This window comes from Pseudomonas fluorescens (assembly GCF_902498065.1).
Lineage (GTDB): Bacteria > Pseudomonadota > Gammaproteobacteria > Pseudomonadales > Pseudomonadaceae > Aquipseudomonas > Aquipseudomonas fluorescens_BJ.
This window is the reverse complement of sequence record NZ_CABVIR010000001.1, coordinates 1,765,796-1,789,129: the sequence shown is the minus strand read 5'-3', so window position 1 is coordinate 1,789,129 and position 23,334 is coordinate 1,765,796. Positions and strand designations below refer to the sequence as shown.

At 57.0% G+C, this 23,334-nt stretch carries 24 protein-coding genes and 2 pseudogenes; 12 read left to right on the top strand and 14 right to left on the bottom strand.

Annotation, left to right across the window (positions count from 1 at the left end; genetic code table 11):
• Entirely contained in the window at positions 1-354 is a 354-nt protein-coding gene (locus F8N43_RS08355) for a DUF1428 domain-containing protein (RefSeq protein ID WP_150633859.1), read from the top strand.
• Positions 355-366: 12 nt separating this feature from the next.
• On the opposite strand, the gene F8N43_RS08350 is transcribed toward F8N43_RS08355, so the two are convergent.
• The gene (locus tag F8N43_RS08350; protein WP_150633858.1) at positions 367-561 is read right to left on the bottom strand and encodes a hypothetical protein; all 195 of its coding nucleotides are present in this window, start codon (positions 559-561) and stop codon (positions 367-369) included.
• Positions 562-621: 60 nt separating this feature from the next.
• Between F8N43_RS08350 and thpR the strand changes: the two genes are divergently transcribed.
• Positions 622-1,161: an RNA 2',3'-cyclic phosphodiesterase gene (gene thpR, locus F8N43_RS08345; RefSeq protein ID WP_150653567.1), complete on the top strand. Its 540-nt coding sequence runs from the start codon at positions 622-624 to the stop codon at positions 1,159-1,161.
• Between the two features lie 266 nt (positions 1,162-1,427).
• Here thpR and F8N43_RS08340 read toward each other — a convergent pair whose 3' ends face one another.
• The 5 genes from F8N43_RS08340 to F8N43_RS08320 all read right to left on the bottom strand — a co-directional run bounded on the left by F8N43_RS08340 (position 1,428) and on the right by F8N43_RS08320 (position 6,647).
• Entirely contained in the window at positions 1,428-2,525 is a 1,098-nt protein-coding gene (locus F8N43_RS08340) for a polyamine ABC transporter substrate-binding protein (RefSeq protein ID WP_150639477.1), read from the bottom strand.
• A 54-nt stretch (positions 2,526-2,579) separates the two neighbouring features.
• Positions 2,580-3,464, bottom strand: coding sequence for an ABC transporter permease subunit (locus F8N43_RS08335; protein ID WP_150633855.1), 885 nt, complete (start codon positions 3,462-3,464; stop codon positions 2,580-2,582).
• The gene (locus F8N43_RS08330) at positions 3,461-4,342 is read right to left on the bottom strand and encodes an ABC transporter permease subunit (protein WP_191630120.1); all 882 of its coding nucleotides are present in this window, start codon (positions 4,340-4,342) and stop codon (positions 3,461-3,463) included. Before F8N43_RS08330 ends, F8N43_RS08335 begins: the two co-directional genes overlap by 4 nt.
• 29 nt (positions 4,343-4,371) lie before the next feature.
• Positions 4,372-5,514, bottom strand: a complete 1,143-nt coding sequence (gene potA, locus F8N43_RS08325) for a polyamine ABC transporter ATP-binding protein (RefSeq protein ID WP_150639475.1) — start codon at positions 5,512-5,514, stop codon at positions 4,372-4,374.
• 371 nt (positions 5,515-5,885) lie between these two features.
• Positions 5,886-6,647 carry a gamma-glutamyl-gamma-aminobutyrate hydrolase family protein gene (locus tag F8N43_RS08320; RefSeq protein WP_150653566.1) on the bottom strand — a complete coding sequence of 254 codons (762 nt, stop codon included), beginning with the start codon at positions 6,645-6,647 and terminating at the stop codon, positions 5,886-5,888.
• Positions 6,648-6,927: 280 nt separating this feature from the next.
• Here F8N43_RS08320 and F8N43_RS08315 point away from each other — a divergent pair, with 280 nt between their 5' ends.
• From F8N43_RS08315 to F8N43_RS08285, 6 genes are all read left to right on the top strand, one after another.
• Complete coding sequence (locus F8N43_RS08315; protein WP_150633851.1) at positions 6,928-8,304, top strand: glutamine synthetase family protein; 1,377 nt, start codon at positions 6,928-6,930, stop codon at positions 8,302-8,304.
• Between the two features lie 148 nt (positions 8,305-8,452).
• Complete coding sequence (locus tag F8N43_RS08310) at positions 8,453-9,943, top strand: aldehyde dehydrogenase (protein WP_150633850.1); 1,491 nt, start codon at positions 8,453-8,455, stop codon at positions 9,941-9,943.
• 52 nt (positions 9,944-9,995) lie between these two features.
• Positions 9,996-11,294, top strand: coding sequence for an NAD(P)/FAD-dependent oxidoreductase (locus tag F8N43_RS08305; protein ID WP_150639473.1), 1,299 nt, complete (start codon positions 9,996-9,998; stop codon positions 11,292-11,294).
• Positions 11,295-11,647: 353 nt separating this feature from the next.
• Positions 11,648-12,196 (top strand): cupin domain-containing protein, encoded by a 549-nt coding sequence (locus tag F8N43_RS08295; protein ID WP_007946335.1) that lies wholly within the window; start codon positions 11,648-11,650, stop codon positions 12,194-12,196.
• A 116-nt stretch (positions 12,197-12,312) separates the two neighbouring features.
• The gene (locus F8N43_RS08290; protein WP_150633848.1) at positions 12,313-12,759 is read left to right on the top strand and encodes an NUDIX hydrolase; all 447 of its coding nucleotides are present in this window, start codon (positions 12,313-12,315) and stop codon (positions 12,757-12,759) included.
• A gap of 69 nt (positions 12,760-12,828) precedes the next feature.
• Entirely contained in the window at positions 12,829-13,254 is a 426-nt protein-coding gene (locus F8N43_RS08285; protein WP_150653565.1) for a hypothetical protein, read from the top strand.
• Positions 13,255-13,491: 237 nt separating this feature from the next.
• On the opposite strand, the gene F8N43_RS08280 is transcribed toward F8N43_RS08285, so the two are convergent.
• Entirely contained in the window at positions 13,492-14,379 is an 888-nt protein-coding gene (locus F8N43_RS08280; protein ID WP_150639471.1) for a LysR substrate-binding domain-containing protein, read from the bottom strand.
• Positions 14,380-14,487: 108 nt separating this feature from the next.
• On the opposite strand from F8N43_RS08280, the gene F8N43_RS08275 reads away from it, so the two are divergent.
• The 3 genes from F8N43_RS08275 to F8N43_RS08265 all read left to right on the top strand — a co-directional run bounded on the left by F8N43_RS08275 (position 14,488) and on the right by F8N43_RS08265 (position 15,644).
• Positions 14,488-14,823 (top strand): carboxymuconolactone decarboxylase family protein, encoded by a 336-nt coding sequence (locus tag F8N43_RS08275; RefSeq protein ID WP_150639470.1) that lies wholly within the window; start codon positions 14,488-14,490, stop codon positions 14,821-14,823.
• Between the two features lie 6 nt (positions 14,824-14,829).
• On the top strand, positions 14,830-15,204 hold the full coding sequence (locus tag F8N43_RS08270) for a tautomerase family protein (RefSeq protein ID WP_150633841.1): 375 nt from the start codon (positions 14,830-14,832) through the stop codon (positions 15,202-15,204).
• Between the two features lie 110 nt (positions 15,205-15,314).
• On the top strand, positions 15,315-15,644 hold the full coding sequence (locus tag F8N43_RS08265) for a DHCW motif cupin fold protein (protein WP_150633840.1): 330 nt from the start codon (positions 15,315-15,317) through the stop codon (positions 15,642-15,644).
• A 246-nt stretch (positions 15,645-15,890) separates the two neighbouring features.
• Here F8N43_RS08265 and F8N43_RS08260 read toward each other — a convergent pair whose 3' ends face one another.
• The 3 genes and pseudogenes from F8N43_RS08260 to F8N43_RS08250 form a co-directional block, all read right to left on the bottom strand.
• Entirely contained in the window at positions 15,891-16,247 is a 357-nt protein-coding gene (locus F8N43_RS08260) for a VOC family protein (protein ID WP_150653662.1), read from the bottom strand.
• Between the two features lie 280 nt (positions 16,248-16,527).
• A pseudogene (locus F8N43_RS08255) lies at positions 16,528-17,814 on the bottom strand (IS1182 family transposase).
• Positions 17,815-17,910: 96 nt separating this feature from the next.
• On the bottom strand, positions 17,911-18,435 hold the full coding sequence (locus tag F8N43_RS08250; protein WP_224787797.1) for a VOC family protein: 525 nt from the start codon (positions 18,433-18,435) through the stop codon (positions 17,911-17,913).
• 99 nt (positions 18,436-18,534) lie between these two features.
• Here F8N43_RS08250 and F8N43_RS08245 point away from each other — a divergent pair, with 99 nt between their 5' ends.
• The gene (locus F8N43_RS08245; protein WP_150639469.1) at positions 18,535-19,020 is read left to right on the top strand and encodes a DUF6130 family protein; all 486 of its coding nucleotides are present in this window, start codon (positions 18,535-18,537) and stop codon (positions 19,018-19,020) included.
• 128 nt (positions 19,021-19,148) lie between these two features.
• On the opposite strand, the gene F8N43_RS08240 is transcribed toward F8N43_RS08245, so the two are convergent.
• The 4 genes and pseudogenes from F8N43_RS08240 to F8N43_RS08215 all read right to left on the bottom strand — a co-directional run bounded on the left by F8N43_RS08240 (position 19,149) and on the right by F8N43_RS08215 (position 23,270).
• On the bottom strand, positions 19,149-20,018 hold the full coding sequence (locus F8N43_RS08240) for an AraC family transcriptional regulator (protein WP_150653564.1): 870 nt from the start codon (positions 20,016-20,018) through the stop codon (positions 19,149-19,151).
• 560 nt (positions 20,019-20,578) lie between these two features.
• Positions 20,579-20,870: pseudogene (locus F8N43_RS29490) on the bottom strand (fructose-bisphosphate aldolase).
• A 575-nt stretch (positions 20,871-21,445) separates the two neighbouring features.
• The gene (locus F8N43_RS08220) at positions 21,446-21,664 is read right to left on the bottom strand and encodes a PLD nuclease N-terminal domain-containing protein (RefSeq protein WP_150632975.1); all 219 of its coding nucleotides are present in this window, start codon (positions 21,662-21,664) and stop codon (positions 21,446-21,448) included.
• A 184-nt stretch (positions 21,665-21,848) separates the two neighbouring features.
• Complete coding sequence (locus tag F8N43_RS08215) at positions 21,849-23,270, bottom strand: mannose-1-phosphate guanylyltransferase/mannose-6-phosphate isomerase (RefSeq protein WP_150632976.1); 1,422 nt, start codon at positions 23,268-23,270, stop codon at positions 21,849-21,851.
• Positions 23,271-23,334 lie beyond the last annotated feature (64 nt).

Here is a 23,334-nt window from a genome sequence, read left to right as displayed (position 1 = left end):
ATGTCTTACGTCGATGGCTGTGTCTTTGCGGTGCCCAGCGCCAACCGCGAAAAATTCAAGCAACACGCCGAATCTGCCGCCGTGATTTTCAAGGAAAACGGCGCCCTGAGCATTGTCGAATGCTGGGGCGATGACGTGCCTGACGGCAAAGTGACCTCGTTTCCGCTGGCGGTGAAACTCAAGGATGACGAAACCGTGGTGTTTTCCTGGATCGTCTGGCCGGACAAGCCCACCCGCGATGCAGGCATGCAGAAAATGATGGCCGACCCGCGCATGCAGCAGGACGTCAACCCGATGCCGTTTGATGGTCAGCGAATGATCTTCGGCGGTTTCAACATCCTCCTGCAGGCGTGACACGTGAGGGGATCACTCCGATGCCGGGGTGATCCTGCAACTTTTTCGATTGCGGATCTCGCTGTCCGTCGGTCGCTCTTTGACAAACTCGAAACGCGGTTCACCTTCGCTATAGTGAACCAGCCAGCCCCATTCCAGCTCTGACTCATCCTGACCCGGTTGCGGTGGCATGGCCCACCATGGCTCTTTGCTGATGATCTCTCGCATGGCCCCGTCCCGTTTATTCGGTGGTTTCAACTATAACGTGCATGTCAGGAGGTGCCAGGCGTGAGCGACGAAACCCCGGAGCCGGTCAAGCGGCTGTTTTTCGCATTGGCTTGCCCGCCCGAGCAGCGCAGGGCAATTGCCCAATGGCGCAGCGCGCTGGCACTGCGCATTGGGCGCCCGGTGCCGGCGGAAAACTTCCATCTGACGTTGCTGTTTTTGGGCGCTGTGGAGGTGGCGCAGATTGCCGAGATCTGCGCGGTGGCAGCAAAGGTTCGCGTGCCGGGTATCGCGTTGCGGGTTGCACTGGATCGGCTGGATGTCTGGCGCAGGGCCGGGGCGTTGGTGCTCGCGACGGAGCAGGCGCCGCCGGAATTGCTGCGGCTGGTGTATGCGCTGGAGCAGGCGATGTTGCCGTTCGGGTTCGAAGACGCCCCCAAGGAATTCAGGCCGCATCTGACGTTGATGCGTGACTATCGGGTGCCGGTGCCTGAATCGGCGACGCCGCCGGAGTTTTTTCTGCGGGCAGACCGATTTGTCTTGTTTGAATCCCACAAGGGTCGCTATCGGGCGCTGGCCGAATGGCCGCTCGTCCCCGCATAAAAAAAGGCGCCCGAGGAGGGCGCCCGAATTCACCTGAACCGAGGAAGCCAGGTGAGGCCGTTCGTCAGAGAGGAGTGCAGCGGTGGTAAGGCGCTGCGTGAACGGAAACAGTTGAGTTTTGTGTTGGCAGTGATGGCCTCATCGCGGGCAAGCCCACTCCCACAGGGATTCGCGTCGTACCATGAATCGGTATTCCACCACCGACCACTGTGGGAGCGGGCTTGCCCGCGATGGCCATTTCAAATACCACGAATATATCGAGGGAATTACTTCCCGAGCTTCACCCGCGTCCAGCCGCGCGTCATCACCCGCTGAACCCCAATCGGCATGTCCGGAATCGCATACAACGTCGCCATCACGGCCAAAGGCGGATACGACCCCGGATCATTGCGAATTGCTTCATCCACCAACGGCGTCGCCGCCGCGTTGGCGTTGCTGTAGCCGATGTTGTTGGTGATCTCGGCGATGATGTCCGCACGCATCAGGAAGTTCATGAACAGGTAGGCGTTTTCGACGTTCGCCGCATCCCGGGGGATCGCGACCATGTCGTAAAAACTGCCGGCGCCTTCTTTCGGAATGCTGTAATCGATCTTCACCTTGTCGCCCGCTTCCTGCGCGCGAGCCTTGGCTTGCAGCACATCACCGGAGTAACCGACCGCCACGCAAATGTTGCCGTTGGCCAGGTCGGAGATGTACTTCGACGAATGGAAGTACGCCACCGATGGCCGGATCTTCATGAACAGCGCTTCTGCTTCGGCGATCTGCGCCTTGTCCTGCGAGTTCACCGGGTAGCCCAGGTAGTGCAGGGCGGCGGGCAGCATCTCGGTCGGCGAATCGAGGAAACTGATGCCACAGGCTTTCAGCTTCTCGGCGTTTTCCGGTTTGAACAGCAGATCCCACGAGTGGGTCGGCGCATTGGCACCCAGCACTTCTTTGACCTTGGCCGGGTTGAAACCAATGCCGATCGAGCCCCACATGTACGGGAAGGCGTGACTGTTACCGGGGTCGCTGGCCGAAGCGTTTTTCAGCAACACCGGGTTGAGGTTTTTCCAGTTCGACAGCTTCGATTTGTCCAGTTCCTGATAGACGCCCGCCTTGATCTGCTTGGCCAGGAAGCTGTTGGACGGCACGACAATGTCGTAGCCGGATTTGCCCGCGAGCAGGCGTGCTTCAAGGGTTTCATTGCTGTCGAACACATCGTAGGTCACGCGGATGCCGGTCTCGTCTTCGAACTTCTTGACGGTGTCCGGGGCGATGTAATCCGACCAGTTGTAGACGCGCAGTACCTTGTCATTGGCCTGGGCAACTGTGGCGATCGCGCCCAATAAGGACAGTGTCAGCAGAGTCCTGCCAAACATTTTCATCGGTACAACTCCATTCTTTTTATTCAGTACGCAAAGCTGTGAAACGCGACGGCACTAGGCCGTCGCTTCTACCATTTGCTTTTTCGGTTGTTGCCAGGATTCGCTGGCGGTCTGGTCCATCGCTTCCTGGATCGCCCGTTTGCGGGAGGCTTCGGCGCGACGGCTGAAGTACCAGACCATAAAGGTCACGATCGAAACGGCGAGCAGAATCAAGCTGGCCACGGCGTTGATCTCGGGTTTCACCCCCAGACGCACCGCCGAAAACACTTCCATCGGCAGGGTCGTGGAACCCGGGCCGGACACGAAGCTCGCCAACACCAAATCGTCGAGCGACAGGGCAAACGACATCATGCCGCCGGCCGCCAGTGACGGCGCGATCATCGGGATGGTAATCAGGAAAAACACCTTGAACGGTTTCGCCCCGAGGTCCATGGCCGCTTCTTCGATGGACAGGTCCAGCTCGCGAAGGCGGGCGGAGACTACCACCGCCACATAAGCGGCACAAAACGTGGTGTGGGCGATCCAGATGGTGACAATGCCACGCTCCATTGGCCAACCGATCAACTGCGCCATGGCCACGAACAGCAGCAACAGCGACAGACCGGTGATCACTTCCGGCATCACCAGCGGCGCAGTGACCAGGCCACCAAACAGCGTGCGACCCTTGAAGCGCGTGACGCGTGTCAGCACAAATGCCGCCAGTGTTCCCAACGCCACAGCGGCAATCGCGGTGTAGCAGGCGATTTCCAGCGAACGCACCACCGAGCCCATCAGTTGGGTGTTGTCGAGCAGGCCGGCGTACCACTTGAACGACCAGCCACCCCATACCGTCACCAGTTTCGAGGCGTTGAACGAGTAGATCACCAGAATCAGCATCGGCAGGTAGATAAACGACAGGCCGAACACCAGCATGAACTTTGAAAAACCGAAACGTTTCATCCCCGTGCCTCCATCTCTTTGGCCTGGCTGCGGTTGAACAGCAGAATCGGCACAATCAGGATCAACAGCATCACCACCGCCAGGGCGGACGCCACCGGCCAGTCGCGGTTATTGAAGAACTCTTGCCACAGCACACGGCCGATCATCAGGGTTTCCGGGCCGCCCAACAGTTCCGGAATCACGAACTCACCGACCACCGGAATGAACACCAGCATGCAGCCGGCGATGATCCCGTTCTTGGCCAGTGGCACGGTGATTTTCCAGAAGTTGTTGAAGTTGCTCGAACCCAGATCCGAACCCGCTTCCAGCAAGCTCTGATCGTGCTTGACCAGGTTGGCGTACAGCGGCAACACCATGAACGGCAGGTAGGCGTAAACCACCCCGATGTACACGGCGATGTTGGTGTTGAGGATCTCGATCGGGTGATCGGTCAGCCCGGTCCACATCAAAAATGCGTTGAGCAAACCGTTGTTGCTCAGGATGCCCATCCACGCGTAAACGCGGATCAGGATCGCCGTCCAGGTCGGCATCATGATCAACAGCAGCAAGACGTTCTGCGCTTCCTTGCTCGCCTTGGTGATCGCGTAGGCCATCGGGAAGCCGAGCACCAGACACATCAGCGTGCTGAAAAACGCGACCTTCAACGAACCGAAGTAAGCCGAGATGTACAACTCATCCTCGGTCAGCAGCAGGTAGTTGCCGACATTGAGGAACACCTGGAGTTTCTGTTCGGCGAAGGTGTAGATCTCGGAGTAGGGGGGAATGGCCAGCGCCGCTTCCGAGAAGCTGATCTTCATCACCAGGAAGAACGGCAACAGGAAAAACAGGCACAGCCACAGGAACGGAATCCCGATGACGAGCTTTCGACCACTCGGCATCAGCCGCATGAACTGCTGATTGAGTGTTTTCATGAGCGCAGTACCACGCCGCTGTCGTCTTCCCACCACACGTAGACCTTGTCGTCCCAGGTCGGACGCGCGCCACGGCGTTCGGCGTTGGCCATGAACGACTGCACGACTTTGCCGCCAGGCAATTCAACGTAGAACACCGAGTGACCTCCGAGGTAGGCGATGTCATGCACCTTGCCCTCGGACCAGTTGTAACGGGACTCGGGTTGGGTGGTGCTGACCAGCAGTTTTTCCGGGCGAATCGCGTAAGTGATCGACTTGTCCTCCACCGAAGTGCTGACACCGTGACCGACGTAAATCTTCTGCTGCAGATCCTTGCTGTGAATGATCGCGTGACCTTCAAGGTCTTCCACAACGGTGCCTTCGAAGGCGTTCACGTTGCCGATGAATTCGCAGACCATGCGGCTGACCGGGGCTTCGTAAATGTCCACCGGGCTGCCGATCTGGGCGATCCAGCCCAAGTGCATGATCGCAATGCGCTGGGCCATGGTCATGGCCTCTTCCTGATCGTGAGTCACCATCACGCAGGTCACGCCAACGCGCTCGATGATTTCCACCAGCTCAAGCTGCATCTGCGAGCGCAGTTTTTTATCCAGTGCGCCCATCGGTTCGTCGAGCAACAACAACTTCGGACGCTTGGCCAGGGAACGGGCCAACGCCACGCGCTGACGCTGACCGCCGGACAACTGATGGGGTTTGCGTTTGGCGTATTGAGTCATGTGCACCAGGCGCAGCATCTCTTCCACGCGGGCGTCGATTTCGCTGGTGGGCAAACGGTCCTGCTTGAGGCCGAAGGCAATGTTTTGCGCCACGGTCATGTGCGGGAACAAGGCGTACGACTGGAACATCATGTTGATCGGCCGTTCGTACGGCGGCATGTCGGTGATGTCCACGCCATCGAGCAGAATCCGCCCTTCGGTCGGGCGCTCGAAGCCGGCGAGCATGCGCAGAAGCGTCGATTTGCCGGAACCGGAACCGCCGAGCAGGGCGAAGATTTCGCCTTGATGAATCTCAAGCGAAACATCGTCCACTGCGGTGGTTTCGTCGAATTTCTTGGTGACGCGGTCGACTTTCACCAGCACCTTTTTTGGTGCCTGGTGACCTTCAAGAGCCTTCCTGTAAATGCTGGAGGCGTTTGCCATGTGAAACTCCCAACAGGTTTCAGTCGTCGGGCCAACGCGGCCTGACTTAAGAGTGGATTGCTAGCCCGGAGCGGGCGATACCAGTGAATCCAGCAGTGGTCACCTGTGGGAGCTAGCCCGCTAGCGATGGCGGTGTGTCAGTCGACATCAATGTGACTGGGCCGCCCTCATCGCTAGCAGGCTAGCTCCCACAGGGGGTATTGCGTTTGCTTCACTGGTATCGCCCGACCCGGGCTTATTCGGCGCCGCCGTCCTGGCTGCCTGGGTCGTACTTGTTGTTATTACAGTGTGTTGTTGTCGTGAGGGACGGACGCGCAAAGGCACGCCCGCCTGACTCGCGGGGGCAGTAAATTGGTTTTTCGGGTTTCAGGTCAGCGGGTTTTACGCAGCGCGGCCCGTCGCCGGCATGCATCGCCGAACGCCTGGAAAATACTCAAGTAGGGCGGGTTCGACAGCACCTGCCATTCCGGGTGCCATTGCACGCCGACGGCGAAGGTCGGGCTGTGGTTCACCGAAATCGCTTCGATCAGACCGTCCGGCGCAATCGCTTCGGCGCGCAGGCCTGGCGCGAGGCGGTCGATGCCCTGGCTGTGAATCGAATTGACCATGAACTCGGTCGGCAGCTCCAGCGCTTCAAACACGCCACCGGGTTGCACCGTTACCGCGTGCGCCGGGGCGTATTGCACCGCCAGCTCGGGGCTGTCCGCTTCCCGGTGATCGAGCATGCCCGGCAGTTCATGCACCTTCTGGTGCAGGCTGCCGCCGAACGCCACGTTCATTTCCTGGAAGCCGCGGCAGATGCCGAGCACCGGTACGCCCGCCGCAATGGCCGCACGCAATAAAGGAAGGGTCGTGGCGTCCCGCGCCGGATCGTGATCCGTGCCGGGAGCGCTGGCCGGGCCTTGATAGTGGAAGGGCTCCACATTCGACGGCGAGCCGGTCAGCAACAGGCCGTCGAGATGCGCGAGCACATCCTCGATGTCGGTCAGTTCAGCCAAGGAAGGAATAATGACGGGCAGCCCCAGGGCCGCGACGCTGACAGCACGCAAGTACTTGTCGCCGCTGACGTGGTAGGGGTGCAAGCCAATCTGTTTGACGCACGCTGTAACGCCGATCAATGGCTTGAATGCCATTTTTATCACCTCGAAGTTTCACACTTGAACGAGCTTTTCCGGAGCTTAGCCTTGTTGATTTTAATTAACAACTCTCATGTAAAAAATTCTAAACGCCGAACGTCCGATCTTCAGGATTTACAGGGCGCTCAAGGCTGATCTGGCACTCTAGTGCCTATAAAAGGCCTGAAAATAAAGGACGAGAGGCTGAGTGTTCGCTATTGACTTCACTTTGCCGTTCGGGTTGACTGGGCTCGCAACAAGGTAGTGAACATAATAATTAACAGCTAATAGGTGCATCATGTCGGTCCCTCTGCGTGCCGTTCAACTCAACGAAGCAAACGCATTCCTTAAGAAATATCCTGAGGTTTTGTACGTCGACCTTCTGATTGCGGATATGAACGGTGTGGTGCGCGGCAAGCGCATCGAGCGCACCAGTCTTCATAAGGTTTACGAAAAAGGCATCAACCTGCCGGCGTCTCTGTTTGCCCTGGACATCAACGGCTCCACGGTGGAAAGCACCGGCCTGGGTCTGGACATCGGCGACTCTGACCGGATCTGCTTCCCCATCCCTGGCACCCTGAGCATCGAGCCGTGGCAGAAGCGCCCCACCGCGCAGTTGCTGATGACCATGCACGAACTCGAAGGCGAGGCGTTTTTCGCTGACCCGCGTGAAGTGCTGGCCAACGTTGTGCGCAAGTTTGACGAACTGGGCCTGACCATCTGCGCCGCGTTCGAACTGGAGTTTTACCTGATCGACCAGGACAACGTGAACGGTCGTCCGCAGTCGCCGCGTTCGCCGGTCTCGGGCAAGCGTCCGGTGTCGACCCAGGTGTACCTGATCGACGACCTCGACGAATACGTTGATTGCCTGCAAGACATCCTCGAAGGCGCGAAAGAGCAGGGCATTCCTGCCGACGCCATCGTCAAGGAAAGCGCCCCGGCGCAATTCGAAGTGAACCTGCATCACGTCAACGACCCGATCAAGGCCTGCGACTACGCGGTGTTGCTCAAGCGTCTGGTGAAGAACATCGCCTACGACCACGAGATGGACACCACGTTTATGGCCAAGCCATATCCGGGCCAGGCGGGCAACGGTTTGCACGTGCACATTTCGATTCTCGACAAAGAAGGCAACAACATCTTTGCCAGCGAGGATCCCGAGCAGAACGCCGCGCTGCGACACGCGATCGGCGGTGTGCTCGAGACCCTGCCGGCGCAGATGGCGTTCCTCTGCCCGAACGTCAACTCCTACCGTCGTTTCGGCGCGCAGTTCTACGTGCCGAATTCGCCGAGCTGGGGCATCGACAACCGTACTGTTGCAGTCCGTGTGCCGACCGGTTCAGCGGACTCGGTGCGCATCGAACATCGCGTAGCCGGTGCCGATGCCAACCCGTACTTGCTGATGGCCTCGGTGCTGGCCGGTATCCACCACGGCCTGACCAACCAGATCGAACCGGGCGCTCCGGTGGAAGGCAACAGCTACGAGCAGAACGAGCAAAGCCTGCCGAACAACCTGCGCGATGCCCTGCGCGAATTGGACGACAGCGAAGTCATGGCCAAATACATCGACCCGCTGTACATCGACGTGTTCGTGGCGTGCAAGGAAAGCGAGCTGGCCGAGTTCGAGAACTCCATCTCGGACCTTGAGTACAACTGGTACCTGCACACTGTCTGACGGAATTGGCGGCGTACACAAGATTTGTGTACGCCGCCAACCCTGTGGGAGCTGGCAAGCCAGCTCCCACAGGGACCGCGTTTCAATTTTTTTGATTGGGCGGGCATCCCCCCCACGATCACTCAATTTCCTGCGTCGAGTCACAACAATGACAAACACTCGCAGCGACTGGGAACAACGCTTCCAGTCCCTAACCATCGAAAGCCGCGCCTTCATTGACGGCCAGTACCGCACAGCACTCAGCGGTGACACCTTCGAATGCATCAGCCCGGTCGATGGCCGCTTCCTGGCCAACGTCGCCAGCACCGACGAAGCCGACGCGAACGAGGCCGTGGCTGTCGCACGCCGCACCTTCGATTCCGGTATCTGGGCCAACCTCGCCCCGGCTGAACGCAAGCGCATCCTGATCCGCTTCGCCGACCTGATCCTGGCCAACCGGGAAGAACTCGCCCTGCTCGAAACCCTCGACATGGGCAAGCCAATCAACGATTCGATGAACATCGACATCCCGGCGACCGCCAACGCGATCCGCTGGACCGCCGAAGCCATCGACAAGATCTACGACGAAGTCGCCGCCACGCCCCACGATCAACTCGGCCTCATCACCCGCGAACCTGCCGGTGTGGTCGCCGCCATCGTGCCGTGGAACTTCCCGTTGATCATGGCCAGCTGGAAGTTCGCCCCGGCCCTCGCGGCGGGTAACTCGTTCATCTTGAAGCCTTCGGAAAAGTCGCCGCTCACCGCGATCCGCGTCGCTCAGTTGGCGCTGGAAGCGGGCATCCCGAAAGGCGTGTTCAACGTGCTGCCGGGCTACGGTCACACCGTCGGCAAGGCGCTGGCGTTGCACATGGACGTCGACGTGCTGGCCTTCACCGGTTCGACCGCGATTGCCAAGCAGCTGCTGATCTACGCCGGCCAAAGCAACATGAAACGCGTCTGGCTCGAAGCAGGGGGGAAGAGCCCGAACGTGGTGTTCGCCGACGCGCCGGATTTGCGCGCGGCAGCACAGGCAGCGGCGAGCGGGATTGCCTTCAACCAAGGCGAAGTCTGCACCGCCGGTTCGCGCTTGCTGGTCGAGCGTTCGATTCGCGAGCAGTTCATTCCTCTACTGGTGGAAGCGCTGCAGGCCTGGAAGCCAGGGCACGCCTTGGACCCGCAAACCACCGTCGGCGCGGTCGTCGATCAGCGTCAACTGGACAACGTGCTGCGCTACATCCAGGTCGGCAAGGACCAGGGCGCGCAACTGATCGCGGGCGGCAGCCGCACCCTCGAAGCCACTGGCGGCCTGTACGTGGAACCGGCGATTTTCGACGGTGTGACCAACGCCATGACCATCGCCCGGGAAGAAATCTTCGGCCCGGTGCTCTCGCTGATCACCTTCGACACCGCTGAAGAAGCCTTGGCCATCGCCAACGACAGCATCTTCGGGCTGGCCGCCGGCGTGTGGACCAGCAATCTGAGCAAGGCCCACACCTTCGCCCGCGGCTTGCGCGCCGGCAGCGTCTGGGTCAACCAGTACGACGGCGGCGACATGACCGCGCCGTTCGGCGGGTACAAGCAGTCGGGTAATGGTCGGGACAAATCGCTGCATGCGTTCGACAAATACACCGAACTCAAAGCGACCTGGATCAAGCTCTAATACTTCTACAACGGCGGTCGCCGGCGAGTGTTAGCGGCCATCGGAGAAACCTATGAAACACAGCTCTGTTGAACAAAAGCATGTAAACAGCTACTACGCCGCCACCCGCAACTTCACCGGCGACTTTCCGGTGCTGGAACACGCGGTGGATTGCGACGTCTGCATCATCGGTGCCGGCTACACCGGTTTGTCCTCGGCGCTGTTCCTTGCCGAAGCGGGCTACAGCGTCACCGTGCTCGAAGCCGCCAAAGTCGGTTTCGGCGCCAGCGGACGCAACGGCGGTCAACTGGTCAACTCCTACAGCCGCGACGTCGACGTCATTGAAGAACGCTACGGCGACAAGACCGCTGAAGTCCTCGGCAGCATGATCTTCGAAGGCGCCGATATCATCCGTCAGCGCATACAACACTACGACATCCAGTGCGACTACAAGCCGGGCGGCATCTTCGCCGCGCTGAACAAAAAGCAACTCAAAGGCCTGGCCGAGCAGAAAAGCAGCTGGGAACGCTACGGCAACAAAAACCTGAAAATGCTCGACGCGGCGGACATCAAGCGCGAAGTCGGTTGCGACAACTACGTTGGCGGCCTGCTCGACATGCAGGGCGGCCACATCCACCCGCTGAACCTGGCCCTCGGCGAAGCCTCGGCCATCATCGGCCTGGGCGGCAAAATCTACGAGCAATCGGCGGCGGTGGAAATCACCTACGGCGAACCGATCACCGTGCGCACGGCCAAAGGCGTGGTGAAGGCCAAGTACCTGCTGATCGCCGGTAACGCCTACTTGCCACAGGGTCTCGACAACCGCGTGACCAGCAAGAGCATGCCGTGCGGTTCGCAAATCGTCGTCACTGAACCGTTGTCGGAGAAGGTGGCGCGCGGCCTGATCAAAAACAACTACTGCGTTGAAGACTGCAATTACCTGCTCGACTACTACCGCCTCACCGCCGACAACCGCCTGTTGTACGGCGGCGGTGTGGTCTATGGCGCCCGTGAACCGGACGACATCGAGCAGTTGATCAAACCGAAAATCCTCAAGACCTTCCCGCAACTCAAGGACGTGAAGATCGACTACCGCTGGACCGGCAACTTCCTGCTGACCATGTCGCGCATGCCGCAATTCGGTCGCATCGAAAAAAATGCCTACTACATGCAAGGCTACAGCGGCCACGGCGTCACCTGCTCGCACCTGGCTGGCAAACTGATCTCGGAAATGATCCGCGGCGACGCTGAACGCTTCGATGCTTTCGCCTCCTTGCCGCACATGCCCATGATCGGTGGCCGCACCTTCCAGGCCCCACTCACCGCCATGGGCGCCGCGTACTACGCGCTGCGCGATCGGTTCGGCATCTAAGCCCAACGCAATCGGCGGCCATCCAATTGGCCGCCAGCGAATGTCATCGAGTGAAATGCAATCCATGTAGGAGCGAGCTTGCTCGCGATGACTGACTGTCAGCCGACATCAATGTTGAATGTGCTGCCCTCATCGCGAGCAAGCTCGCTCCCACAGGTTCTGCATCCGAACAGACTGGCATCGGGTCTACAGCCTTTTTTCCAGCCATTCATCGAACCTGCTGAGCAACACCCCCAAACGTGATTTAATACCCGCCTTTCACAATCCTGGGACAGGGAAGCGGTACTTTCGCGGCCAAAAGTCGCCCGCCATCCACCCCCATAACCCTTAAGTTTTCCTCGCATAAGGCTGTCATGGACACGGGCTCACGACTCAAACTAGTACGCGAAAGCTACAAACTCTCCCAGCGCGAGCTGGCCCGGCGTAGCGGCGTCACCAATGCCACCATCTCCCTGATCGAACAGAATCGCGTCAGTCCCTCCGTCAGCTCCCTGAAAAAACTGCTCGAAGGCATCCCCATGTCTCTGGCGGACTTCTTCACCTTCGACCAACCACCGCGTGAGCATCAATATGTATTCCGCGCCAATGAACAGCCGGATCTCGGGCGTCATGGGTTGCGGTTGCTGTTGATTGGCGCTTCGGTGCCAAGTCGGCAGATGCGCTTGCTGCGCGAGCAGTACGCGCCTGGGGCGAGTTCGGGGGAAGAGCCGATTGTGCACTCGGAAGGCGAGGAGTGTGGGTTGGTGACGCGGGGAACGGTTGAGTTGACGGTTGATGGGCAGATCAGTGTGCTTAATGCCGGGGATGGGTATTACTTTCCGACGACGTTGCCGCACAAGTTTCGCAATATTGGCCAGGATGAAGCGGAAATCATCAGCGCGAACACTCCGGCGAACTTTTGATTTCAGCTACGGACGCCAGCCTGTAGCCGGTGCCAAAGGCTGCGTCCGCAGCCAACACCAATGTCGAATTGAGGCAGCGGCTACAGGGATTTATCAAAGTAAATGGACTTCACATCATGACCACGCAACGCATCCGCGCTCTAGCACTCTGCATCTTCCATCACGATGGCAAGATATTGGTCAACGAAGCTCGCGACCCCCTCACTGAAAAGCCATTCTTCCGTCCGATCGGTGGCGGTATCGAATTCGGCGAAACCAGTACCCAAGCCATTGTGCGTGAAGTACAGGAAGAACTCGGTTTGCCCATCACCGATGTTCGCTTGCTTGGCACGCTTGAAAGCCTCTTTACGTATAACGGCACGCCAGGGCACGAAATCGTGCAGGTCTACGATGCGAAGTTCGTGGATGCCGGTGTCTATGAGTTGTCGCACTTGAATGCTCAAGAAAGCGATGGCGCGGCCTTCGTCGCGAAGTGGCTTCCGTGGGCAAGTTTTACTGAGGACGCGCCGTTGGTTCCTGAAGGGCTTCACGAATTGCTGAATAAGGTAGCACTGCTGGACTGACGCCCGGCACCCAATAATCCCGGAGCAATCAGCGTCAGGCTGTTTCCTGACAAATCATGGAAGAACGAGATGAGAGCCATTATTGCGGTGTTGTTGATGCTTAGCGGTTACGCCTACGCCAGTTGTTCCACCATCAATGACAGTGATCAGCGCCGACTCTGCGAAGCAAGGACTAACGGCGGTAGCTGCGCCACTATCGACAACGCCGACCTTCGCCGTACCTGCGAAGCAGAAACCAGCGGCGGCACCTGTAACACCATCGATAACGCTGACCAGCGCAGATACTGCGAAGCCAAGAAAGGCGGTGGTAACTGCGAGACCATCGACAACGCCGACCTTCGCCGTACCTGCAATGCTGAGACGGGCCATGGCGGGTGTAACAGTATCGACAACCATGACCAGCGCTTATTGTGCGAAGCCAAAACAGGTAGTGGTAGTTGCGCAAGTATTGACAATGCGGATGTGCGCAATGAGTGTGAGAGCTATAAACGCTGATTGAGTGGTTAATTGCGAAACTGCACTCCACTTGACCACCTGATTGCATCGGTACTGACCAGTCGTTTGCATTGCACTTGACCAGACGTTTGCATTCGATCTGACCACCGATTGCATCAGATTAGGCCAGCACACTTAGTAACCATGGTCAGGAGAGAGCTGCCTACTGCTGCCGGTGGCGACAGGCAGAAATCGACCCAAAGCCGTCATTCGAATTGAACCCTTGGGGGCCTTCGATTATTTCGTAATTGTGAAACGATACGCTTGTTCCTGCAGGCTCGTTTTGATTAGTGCGGCCAATTGTTGGGTAGCTGGTGTTGGGTCGTCGCCATTGCTGTGAAGCACATAGCCAAGGCTTGGCACGGGGGGTAAGCCAGAAACAACGGTGAGATGGCTCGGCAGCCCGATGCGGGTTCGCAGCGTCAGGCCCAATCCGGCGGCGACGGCCGCCCAGATACCGCCGACGCTGGGGCTGGTCAGGGCGATCCGCCAAGGTATTTGCGCGGCATCCAGCGCCTGGGTGGCGGCGCTGCGCAATACGCAAGGTGCGTCGAACATGATCAATGGCAACGATGAGTCATCAAGGGCCGCCAGCAATGGCACATCGCGGGCCCCGATCCAGTGCATTTGTGTTTCGCCCAAACGTGTGGCGTAGGGCGACAGGTGCCCGGTGTCCCAGGTCAGGGCCAGGTCCAGATCGGCGCTTTCGAGCAGAGCAAGCAGTTCGGCGTTACGGGCAATCCTGACTTCGAGATTCACACTCGGGTAAGTCTGGACGAAGCGTCGCAGGATATCGCTCAGGAAATGTTCCCCAAAGTCCTCTTGAAGCCCGAGGCGTACGGTCCCGGCGGTTTGGCTTTCATGCAGGGTCTGGAAAATGCTGTCGTTCAGTTCCAGCAACCGGCGGGCATGGCTGAGTAGTGTTTCTCCCGTGGGGGTCAAGACCAGTCCGCGACCGGATTTAGTCAGTACCGGCGTGCCGACCTGCTCCTCGAGTTTTTTCAATTGAGCGCTTACGGCAGACGTCGACCGACCGAGACGATCCGCCGCTTTGGCAAAACTGTTGAACTCCACGCCGGTGACGAAGGTGCGCAATACGTCAAGATCGAACGTTGGGCGGCGCATTCAATGGTCCACTAATTCGGGATGATTGGCGCTATTAAATCTGATATTCGGAATTGTCGCGACTTGATAGTTTTCCCCCGTCAATTGGGACATCAGGGGAAAAACATCATGAGTGCTTCGATGATCACGGGGCGGGAGCATCAGAACAGCTACCCGCAGAAGTTTACCGAGCTGACCGACAACGTATTGTTTGGCGACATTTGGACGCGTACGCAATTGAAGCCCCGTGAACGCAGTCTGGCGACGGTGGCCGCGCTGGTGGCGATGTACCGTCTGGAGCAACTGCCATTTCATTTGAAACGTGCATTGGATAACGGCTTGTGTGTTGACGAACTGGCCGAAGTCATAACCCATCTGGCGTTTTATTCAGGTTGGCCGACAGCCGCCTCGGCGCTGAGTTTGCTCAGTGAGCTACAGGCTTGCCTTCCAATACGTCAGGAGTAACCGTTGATGCCGTTTGCACGAATTTCATTGCACCGCGGGAAGTCGGTCGAGTATTTACAGGCATTGTCTGAGGGGTTACACGACGCCTTGGTCGAGAGCTTCGAAGTACCGAAGACTGATCGCTTCCAGGCCATTCACCAACATGAGATCGGCGAGCTGATATTTGATCCCCACTACTTGGGTGGGCCGCGTAGCCATGACTTTGTGCTAATCGCGATTACCGCAGGCCGTCCTCGAAGTGTTGAGACCAAACAGCGTTTTTACCGCGATCTGGTCGAGAAGTTGGGGCGGGCGACGGGACTGAACGGGGAGGATGTCATGGTGGTGATTTCCACTACGGCCGGCGATGAGTGGTCGTTTGGAGGAGGGCGGGGCAACTAGCCTTCGGGTTTGTGCAGCGCCTGTATCCCATAAATACGGGCCGTCTGTGTCTATCGGCACCATCGCCAGATTGATACGGTCTGCATTTATTGTATTTCGATGAGGTAACCATGGATCTTACTGCAATCCCCTTCGGTACCACCGATTGGTTAACGATAGAGCCGGTGACGCATGCCGGCCAGACAGGCACAGCCTATTGGCGTACCTGCCAGTTCGGTTCAACGCGTGTGCGGATGGTCGAGTACAGCCCTGGATATTTGGCCGATCATTGGTGTTGGAGGGGGCACATCCTGTTGTGCCTGGAGGGTCAGTTGCATACAGAACTGGAAGATGGTCGTCAGTTCACGCTGACACCGGGCATGAGTTATCAGGTGGGTAACAATGCTGAGGGACATCGGTCATTCACCACCACCGGGGCGAAGTTGTTCATCGTGGATTAGTCGTGGGGGGCGGACCTGCATAACGCGCCCACACAATCCGTTTGTGGTCCATGCAGCCGCAATCATTGGGTCTGGAATATACGTGTGCGAATGACTGATTCTGACCGATTGCTGTCTGTAAGGAAGGGCCGCAAACCGCCAGAGAGATTACAACGCAACAGCGATGCTGGAGCGTGTTTGTAATGGCGAACACATCGCTGTCATTCTCAAGCATTGCTGTTTTACGTTGGTTTCTCTGCCTCTAAATCATGGAGAGGCCGACCAGACGGCTAGCTCATAGCCATCTGGGTCGATGAAGTGGAAACGGCGCCCACCTGGGAACGAGAAAACTTCACGACTGATCGTAGCGCCTGCTGCCTTGAGCCTCAGCTCGGTACGGTCTAGATCTTCCGCGTAGAGGATGACCAATGGCCCGCCCGTTCGCACAGGTTCTCCTGTAGTGAATCCACCTGTTATACGACCGTCGCTGAACTCGCTATAAGTCGGGCCGTAGTCGACGAAACTCCAGTCGAATACGCTCCCGTAAAAGGCTTTGCTTCGAGCTATGTCGACGACATTGAACTCGATGTTGTCGATCTGACGGTCTTTTCCTCGAATGCCCATTGACGCTTCCTTGAGTGATTGGGAGGAAGCGAGTTTAGGGCATTCGCCAATATATGTGTTCATGCATAGGGCTATCACCACCTCTTTGAACTGGCGGAGTTGATGAATGACAGCTTTTGGCCGAGAGTGTTTAAAAACGTCAGATTTAGTTTTTTATATCGACGCCAGGAGACCGTGCTCACGGTTCGCAAACTGATCAAGGCCACAACGCTTCCAGGAACAGTTAAAACGGCTCAGCAGCCTATTAAAGTCATTTGGACGGGGTAAAAAAGACCGGTTTTTACGCCGTTAACGCTTTCATCAAGCCAGTGGTGCGGATGATTTTCATGACCCTTTTCAGGTTGTCAGCGAGCACGTTCAGGCTCATCTCTGCACTCACCCCGTTAAGCTTTCGGGTCAGGAAGTGTGTCGCGCCCATCCATTGCTTGAGCGTCCCGAAGGGATGCTCAACCGTCCGTTTTCGGATCCGCATCATTTCCGGCGCGTTGCTCAGCCGGCTCTGCATCTCCTCCAATACGGCCTCATGCTCCCAGCGTCGAACCCGCCGTTGTGTGTTTGGTGTGCACTGCGGCTTCATTGCGCAGGCCCGGCATTACGAACGCCAGTAACGGTGCAACGTCAGGTCTTTTTCAACGTTGGTATAGCGCCAGATCAGCGCCTCTCCAGCCGGGCAAATGTATTCGTTTTTTGCCGCGTCATAGATGAGGCATCGTTATTGAAACGCCCGTCAGCCTTGGCTCCAGAGGTCATCGGCTTGGGCACATAGGCGGTGATGCCTGCATCGTGACAAGCGAGGACTTGTTCGCTTTTGAAGTAACCTCGGTCAGCCACTACCGATAACGTATCTGACTCCATCGCCTCGCGGGCCTGCTTGGCCATCGAGCTGAGTTGATCGCGGTCGGAACCGATGTTGGTCACCTCATGCGCAACGATCAAATGGTGCTGCGTATCGACCGCTGTCTGCACGTTGTAGCCAACGATTCCCGCGCCGCGCGTCATCATGGAGCGGCTGTCTGGATCGGTCAGTGAGACCTGTTTATCCGGCGATTCGTTGAGCTGAATTTCAATGACCTGTAACTCTTTCATCTGAGCTTTGAGCTTGTCTATTTTCTCTTGCAGACGAGCAGCCTTGGGCTGAGCGATTGAGGGTTTTTGCTGATCGGCTTCGTCGAGCGCAGTCAGGTACCGATTGATACTCGATTCAATTTCTTCCATTCGCCGCTTAAGCTTGGCGCTGGTGAAATTGCGGTCGCGGGAAGTCCGGCATCCAACGCCCGGTCAACCACATCAGTTCGATGTTGCGTTGAGCTTCTCGCTCCAAACGTCGGCTCGATTGGATGCGGTTGAGATAGCCGTAGATGTAGATCTTCAGCAAGATCGCGGGGTGGCAAGCAGGCCGGCCAGTATCGGCTGGAATGGCACCTTCAAAACCCAGATTGACCAGGTTGAGTTCGTCGACAAAGACATCGACTACGCGTACCGGATTGGTATCGCTGACGCAGTCGTCGAGGCTCTCGGGAAGTTAGGTGCCTTGGCCTCGATGTTCACCTTGAATGAAGCGCTTCATGGGCGATCCCTGCGATGAAATCCTCAGAAATCATAGCAAGGGTTCTCGACAATGTTTTGTTCACGATTTCAGCCAAAAATAGATCCTACACTTGACCTACTCCGGATCGTGACAACAGACGCAAAGCTTGTTTCCTTCAGGGTCTCGAAAATACGCCCCATAAAAATTCGGGTGGTATTCGGGTCGCAAGCCCGGAACGCCTTCACATGTTCCATCCAATGCCAACGCCAAGGCATGGGCGTTGTGTACGATCTGTCGATTAGGTGCCAGCAGAGCAATCATTTGCCCATTTCCTAGCGTCGCAGATTCGCCGTCGAACGGTTTGCCCACCACGAAAAGAGGGCGTGCAGTGTCGGGGTGTTTCCAGCCCGCCCATGGGCGTTCAAGGTCTGTGAACTTGAGATCAAGTCCGAGTATCTGCATGACCCCTTGATAAAACACAAGTGCTCGATTGAAGTCATTCACTCCGATGAATACATGTGAAATCATTTTTTGTCCTAAAAAGAGGAAGCCTTCTCGCACCATACCAAGAAATGTCAGGCTGTTTTCAACTCCTAGCCTGAAACATACTCCGTCGGTCTTGGAAGCAGTTTTTACACACTCTGGGCCAGAAGCTGTCAACCATTATCGATAAAAAAGTGGGTGATTTCGATCGTAAATAAACCGTGGAAATTGTCGGTTTGATCTAGGCTTGAGTGAAATGATGCTGGAGAAAGCACCATGTCTATCGCTTTCAGAAATCCGTTGGCCCTAGCCTTGGCTGTCTTCTTTTGCACAGCCGTGTCCGGAGAGGCTGCAGCAGACAGCAATGCTCCACCGGCAATACTTCCGTTAGAATCGGAGGCTGCGCCGAAACTCATTGCTTATCCGCCGCTTGCCGAGCCACTCGCCCGTGGTGTTGTCATCATCCAGTATCGAACAGAACACTCCAGGATCATGCCGGTATTTGGCAAGGCGGCTGCTGATGTATCACCACGTCTCAGTCACCTTCACGTGACCGTCGATGACTGGAAAGGTACATGGGCGCACACCAGTGAAGACCCGATTATCTTGGTTGGACTTACTCCTGGCACGCACAAGGTTCTTCTTGAGGTGGCCGACCCAACTCACAAAATCATCACCAATACGACCTTGAGTTTTATTGTGCCGGAGAAGATACCAACGGCGGCCGCCCACATTGAGGATGAACACGCAGTAAAACCATAACTATTGGATGTTCATCGCTAACAGCGGTGGTGTGAGTAGCAGTTGATTTCGAAAAAACATCTGACTGCTACTCAGCCGATTTCTGCCTTTCGTCACCGTCAGCTTTGGGTCGAAAGCTATTTGCTCCGCTATTGCAGCGGAACATACACATCTGTTTGCCATTGATCCTGTGGCGTCTCAGGATGGACGCTCAGGTAATTGAAGAATAGCGGCTGGTCACGAAGTTCCTCACCACTGGCAGGTAGCCAATCGCGGTAAATCGGATAGATCGTTTCGCCGATGTGATCCGGCGACCCCGCGTGTCGCACCACGACGTATCGACCGGCAGGAATGACGATCTCGTGCACGCCGAACTCATTCGGCGCCACGGCCTCGTGAATCTCGCCGCAGATTGCGAAGCGGAATGCTTGTGGAGGTGTCGTATCGGGGTTGCTATAGGGAATGCCAAAGGTGCGACTCGATGCCACCGGCGACTGTCCGCTCTGCATACGCCACTCGATGAACGTGCGCACGCTCTCATTGACGAGCCCGGCTGGTCCGCAGTGCTGAAGCGCTGCTACCTTGACTTCAGGGAAATCTATGATTCGTACTAGCATGATGATAGTCCTGGAAAAGTGAGGGATTGCGAATACCGCATTCCAGACCTGCCAGTTCGGTTCCTTCCTGAACGCGCTCGGCGACATACCGAACGCCCGCCTGAACGCCCTGCAAAATGCCTCGGGACTTTCAAAGCTGGCATCGAGTGCGGCGTCCAGTACCGAGTGATCAGCGAGGGCGGCCAGTCTATGTGCCGCGCGTCGTAGTCGCATCAGTTGCACATAACGTGAGACAGGCACTCCTACGAACGCGGTGAATTGTCGATGGAAGTGAAACGCCGAAAAGTTCGCCACATGGCTCAACGTCTTCACCGACAGGTCACCTTCAAGATTGGCATCAATGTAGGCGAGTACGGCGTTGAAGCGTTTTGTGTAAGCGAAATTGGTCGGCATGTCAGACACTGGAAAAAGCTCCTGGAGGGACGGTCGGCAATAGAGTCGACTATAGCGGCGTGAACGCGCCTAGCCGCGTTTGCTCAAGGCACGTTTTGGGTTAGCCAATACGATATCTTCCAAGGCGATGTAAAGGTCGGGGGTATTTCAGGTGTCCACTTCTGGCCGTTCTCTGCTGGTCATGGTTACGAAGCGTGCTGGTCAAGTCCGATGCAAATGACGGGTCAGGTCGAATGCAAACGGGTGGTCGAGTCAGTGCAATTACCCAGTTAATGGGGAAGTTAAGGAAAAAAAAGGTGACAGATCTATTTAATAAATAGGTCTGTCACCTTTTTGATTTAATGCTGTGTCACCGGCCTTGATGGTTTCTGCGATGTGAGCAGCCATTATCTTCGGGCTGTCGAGAAAGCGGAAAGCTGCGTGAATATTTGTGCCAAAAGTATCGAGTTAGAGGATAGGCATAGCCCAAATGGCGTTTCTATTCGGTTATTAAAGCTCTTCCAGCTGAGTCGCTATGAGGTAATAAAAACCCGCATCACACGCGGGTTTTTTTGCTTTGAATTCGGTCATTAACCTTTGGATGTATCAAACCCACGCTGCTCAATAACCCGAAACACATCACCTACATCCCGGAGCAGGATCAAGGCGATGTTGGTGACGGTGTTGATGTCGTTTTCGGCGTAGTCCGGCAGGCTGGTGCAGGCCATGAGGTTGAGGTATTTGAGGACGGCGTTGAGGCGTTCGCTGACGCAGTTGTGCAGTTCGCGGAGGGGGGGCGTCGCTGTCGATTAGGAGGACGGGGTAGTCGGTGGCGAATTGGGACATGGGGGTGAAGCTGTGAGACGGATTGTTCATTGGCATAAATAAATCTTCCTCGTATTTGAAAGAAGAGCTGCCGCCATTCGCTGCGAAACGAATTGGGTGGTAGCTGTGTGCGGGTTCGCAGACCAAGGATACGAGGAGCCCGGCAGACCCGAAGGTCTCCCACACACAGCCACCATAAAACGGGTTTCGGACACTGTTGCGACCGTCATTCCATTTATGGTGCTGCGTTCTACACGTATCTTAAGGGCTGCGAAACCCCCGTCGCTGACTTGTATCTGCGACTGGCCGAACTATAGGCGCCCATTTTGGCGCTCACAACCGCGCTGTAGGACGCTTTCGCGGTTGTTGCGGCAAGGCTGAATGCCACTGTTTTCCGGCTTGTCACGGTGATTCGGGACATGTGGAGTGCCTTGGGAAATGGGGTGCAGGTTTTGGGGCCGCTTCGCAGCCTAACGGGGATAAATCCCCTCGCCACAAAGGGTAAATTCCTACGAGATTTTCGGACTTCAGTTTTGAAGTCGAGTGGCCAGAAACGACGAAGCCCCAATCATTGGGGCTTTGTCATTTCAAACTGGGGTGTTTTCCAAACTGCTATCGCGGCTCCCCCGACATCATTGTCTAGCCTGCGGCGAATGCGGATTGTGATCGGTGTGTTTCGGGCCGGCCAATGCCCACGCGATCAATCCGAACAGTGGCACAAACACGATCACCACCATCCATACGAGTTTGTTGCTGGATTTGCCTTCGGCTTTGCGCACTTTGTTAATTGCCCATAGCTCAACCAGCACAAGAACGGCGGCGAGTACGATCCAGATGGTTTCGGTTTGCATGGGTTGCCCTCCTGATGGTCTTACAGTTAGGTGGGCAGGCGGTGGAGGGGTTCATTAATTTTGTGGGTGTTTGTGGATGGCTCGCTGATGGAGTAGCGCACGATTAGACCGGTATATTTCGCGAGCAGGCTCGCTCCCACAGGGGGAGCGTTTCTTGCTCGTACTGTAAACACGCCAGGCGGGCTCAGTTATTGACCTGCTGATTCCTCCCATACACATCTTCCAAGCGCTGAATATCGTCCTCACCCAAGTAACTCCCGGACTGCACTTCAATCACTTCCAACGGAATTTTCCCTGGGTTGGCCAGCCGATGCACCGAAGCAATCGGGATGTAGGTGGACTGGTTTTCCGTCAGCAGGAACACCTTGTCGTTGCACGTCACCTGGGCGGTGCCGGAGACGACGATCCAGTGTTCGGCGCGGTGGTGGTGCATTTGCAGGGAGAGTTGTGCTCCGGGTTTCACGGTGATGTGTTTGACCTGGTGGCGGATACCGTTGTCCACCGAGTGGTAACTGCCCCAGGGACGATACACCGCGCAGTTGTTCTGGGTTTCCGAGCGGCCCTTGGCATCGAGTGCATTCACCAGTTTTTTCACGTCTTGCACGTTGTCGCGGTTTGCGACCATCAGTGCGTCCTCGGTTTCTATCACGACGAGGTTTTCCACTCCGAGCAGGGTCACCAGTTTGCTGCTGCCATGTACGAAGCAACGGCGGCTGTTGTAGCTGACGACATCGCCTTTGAACACGTTGTCATCGCCGTCCTTGTCATGCACATCCCACAGCGAAGACCAGCAACCGACGTCACTCCAGCCGGCGCTGAGTGGGACGACCCAGGCGCGGCTGGTGTGCTCCATCACCGCGTAATCAATGGAGTTGTCCGGGCAGCATTCAAAGGTAACGCGATCGATGCTGGTCACGCCTTCGTTGCTAGGGCTGCGCTCCAGGGCCATCACGCAGGTGTCGTACATGTCCGGCTCGTGAGTGCGCAGCTCTTCGAGGTAGCGACTGGCACGGAACAGGAACATCCCGCTGTTCCAGAAGTATTCGCCGGAGCGGACAAATTCGGCGGCGGTTTGCGCGTCGGGTTTCTCGATAAATTGCTCGACCTTGAAGGCACTGGAGCCGGCATCGCTGCAGTCGGCCTTGATGTAGCCAAAGCCGGTTTCCGGGCGCAGCGCCGGAATGCCGAACAGCACGAGATTGCCTTTGAGCGCTTCCTCCTGCGCGATTCCCAATGTGGCGCGCAAGGCGGGAACGTCGCTGATCACATGGTCGGCCGGAAGCACCAACATGAGCTCATCGCGGCCCTCGGCAATCAGCTTGAGGGCTGCCAGCGCTACCGCCGGTGCGGTGTTGCGGCCGAAGGGTTCGAGCAGGATCGCCTGCGGCTTGCAGCCGATGGCGGCGAGTTGTTCGTTGACGAGAAAGCGATGCTCCTGATTGCACACCACAATCGGCTTGCCGATCCCCTCGAACTCCAGGCGCTGCAGGGTTTGCTGGAATAGCGATCCTTCGCCGGCCAGGCTCAGGAACTGTTTGGGATACATCTTGCGCGACAGCGGCCACAACCGCGAACCACTGCCACCGGACAGAATGACTGGAATCATTTTCTTGCCTCCCGCACCTTCATCATTCGATATGAAGGCGCTTCGAACCGCGAAGGACTGCCTT

Excerpts from the sequence above, each read along its gene's own strand:
- F8N43_RS08260 (WP_150653662.1), bottom strand. The coding sequence starts at position 16,247 with ATGGGCATTCGAGGAAAAGACCGTCAGATCGACAACATCGAGTTCAAT.
- F8N43_RS08275 (WP_150639470.1), top strand. The coding sequence starts at position 14,488 with ATGAGTGCTTCGATGATCACGGGGCGGGAGCATCAGAACAGCTACCCG.
- F8N43_RS08290 (WP_150633848.1), top strand. The coding sequence starts at position 12,313 with ATGACCACGCAACGCATCCGCGCTCTAGCACTCTGCATCTTCCATCAC.
- F8N43_RS08220 (WP_150632975.1), bottom strand. The coding sequence starts at position 21,664 with ATGCAAACCGAAACCATCTGGATCGTACTCGCCGCCGTTCTTGTGCTG.
- F8N43_RS08330 (WP_191630120.1), bottom strand. The coding sequence starts at position 4,342 with ATGCCGAGTGGTCGAAAGCTCGTCATCGGGATTCCGTTCCTGTGGCTG.
- F8N43_RS08215 (WP_150632976.1), bottom strand. The coding sequence starts at position 23,270 with ATGATTCCAGTCATTCTGTCCGGTGGCAGTGGTTCGCGGTTGTGGCCG.
- F8N43_RS08350 (WP_150633858.1), bottom strand. The coding sequence starts at position 561 with ATGCGAGAGATCATCAGCAAAGAGCCATGGTGGGCCATGCCACCGCAA.
- F8N43_RS08295 (WP_007946335.1), top strand. The coding sequence starts at position 11,648 with ATGGACACGGGCTCACGACTCAAACTAGTACGCGAAAGCTACAAACTC.
- F8N43_RS08335 (WP_150633855.1), bottom strand. The coding sequence starts at position 3,464 with ATGAAACGTTTCGGTTTTTCAAAGTTCATGCTGGTGTTCGGCCTGTCG.
- F8N43_RS08265 (WP_150633840.1), top strand. The coding sequence starts at position 15,315 with ATGGATCTTACTGCAATCCCCTTCGGTACCACCGATTGGTTAACGATA.
- F8N43_RS08270 (WP_150633841.1), top strand. The coding sequence starts at position 14,830 with ATGCCGTTTGCACGAATTTCATTGCACCGCGGGAAGTCGGTCGAGTAT.
- F8N43_RS08245 (WP_150639469.1), top strand. The coding sequence starts at position 18,535 with ATGTCTATCGCTTTCAGAAATCCGTTGGCCCTAGCCTTGGCTGTCTTC.
- F8N43_RS08310 (WP_150633850.1), top strand. The coding sequence starts at position 8,453 with ATGACAAACACTCGCAGCGACTGGGAACAACGCTTCCAGTCCCTAACC.
- F8N43_RS08305 (WP_150639473.1), top strand. The coding sequence starts at position 9,996 with ATGAAACACAGCTCTGTTGAACAAAAGCATGTAAACAGCTACTACGCC.
- F8N43_RS08280 (WP_150639471.1), bottom strand. The coding sequence starts at position 14,379 with ATGCGCCGCCCAACGTTCGATCTTGACGTATTGCGCACCTTCGTCACC.
- potA (WP_150639475.1), bottom strand. The coding sequence starts at position 5,514 with ATGGCAAACGCCTCCAGCATTTACAGGAAGGCTCTTGAAGGTCACCAG.
- F8N43_RS08315 (WP_150633851.1), top strand. The coding sequence starts at position 6,928 with ATGTCGGTCCCTCTGCGTGCCGTTCAACTCAACGAAGCAAACGCATTC.
- F8N43_RS08285 (WP_150653565.1), top strand. The coding sequence starts at position 12,829 with ATGAGAGCCATTATTGCGGTGTTGTTGATGCTTAGCGGTTACGCCTAC.
- F8N43_RS08320 (WP_150653566.1), bottom strand. The coding sequence starts at position 6,647 with ATGGCATTCAAGCCATTGATCGGCGTTACAGCGTGCGTCAAACAGATT.
- F8N43_RS08340 (WP_150639477.1), bottom strand. The coding sequence starts at position 2,525 with ATGAAAATGTTTGGCAGGACTCTGCTGACACTGTCCTTATTGGGCGCG.
- F8N43_RS08355 (WP_150633859.1), top strand. The coding sequence starts at position 1 with ATGTCTTACGTCGATGGCTGTGTCTTTGCGGTGCCCAGCGCCAACCGC.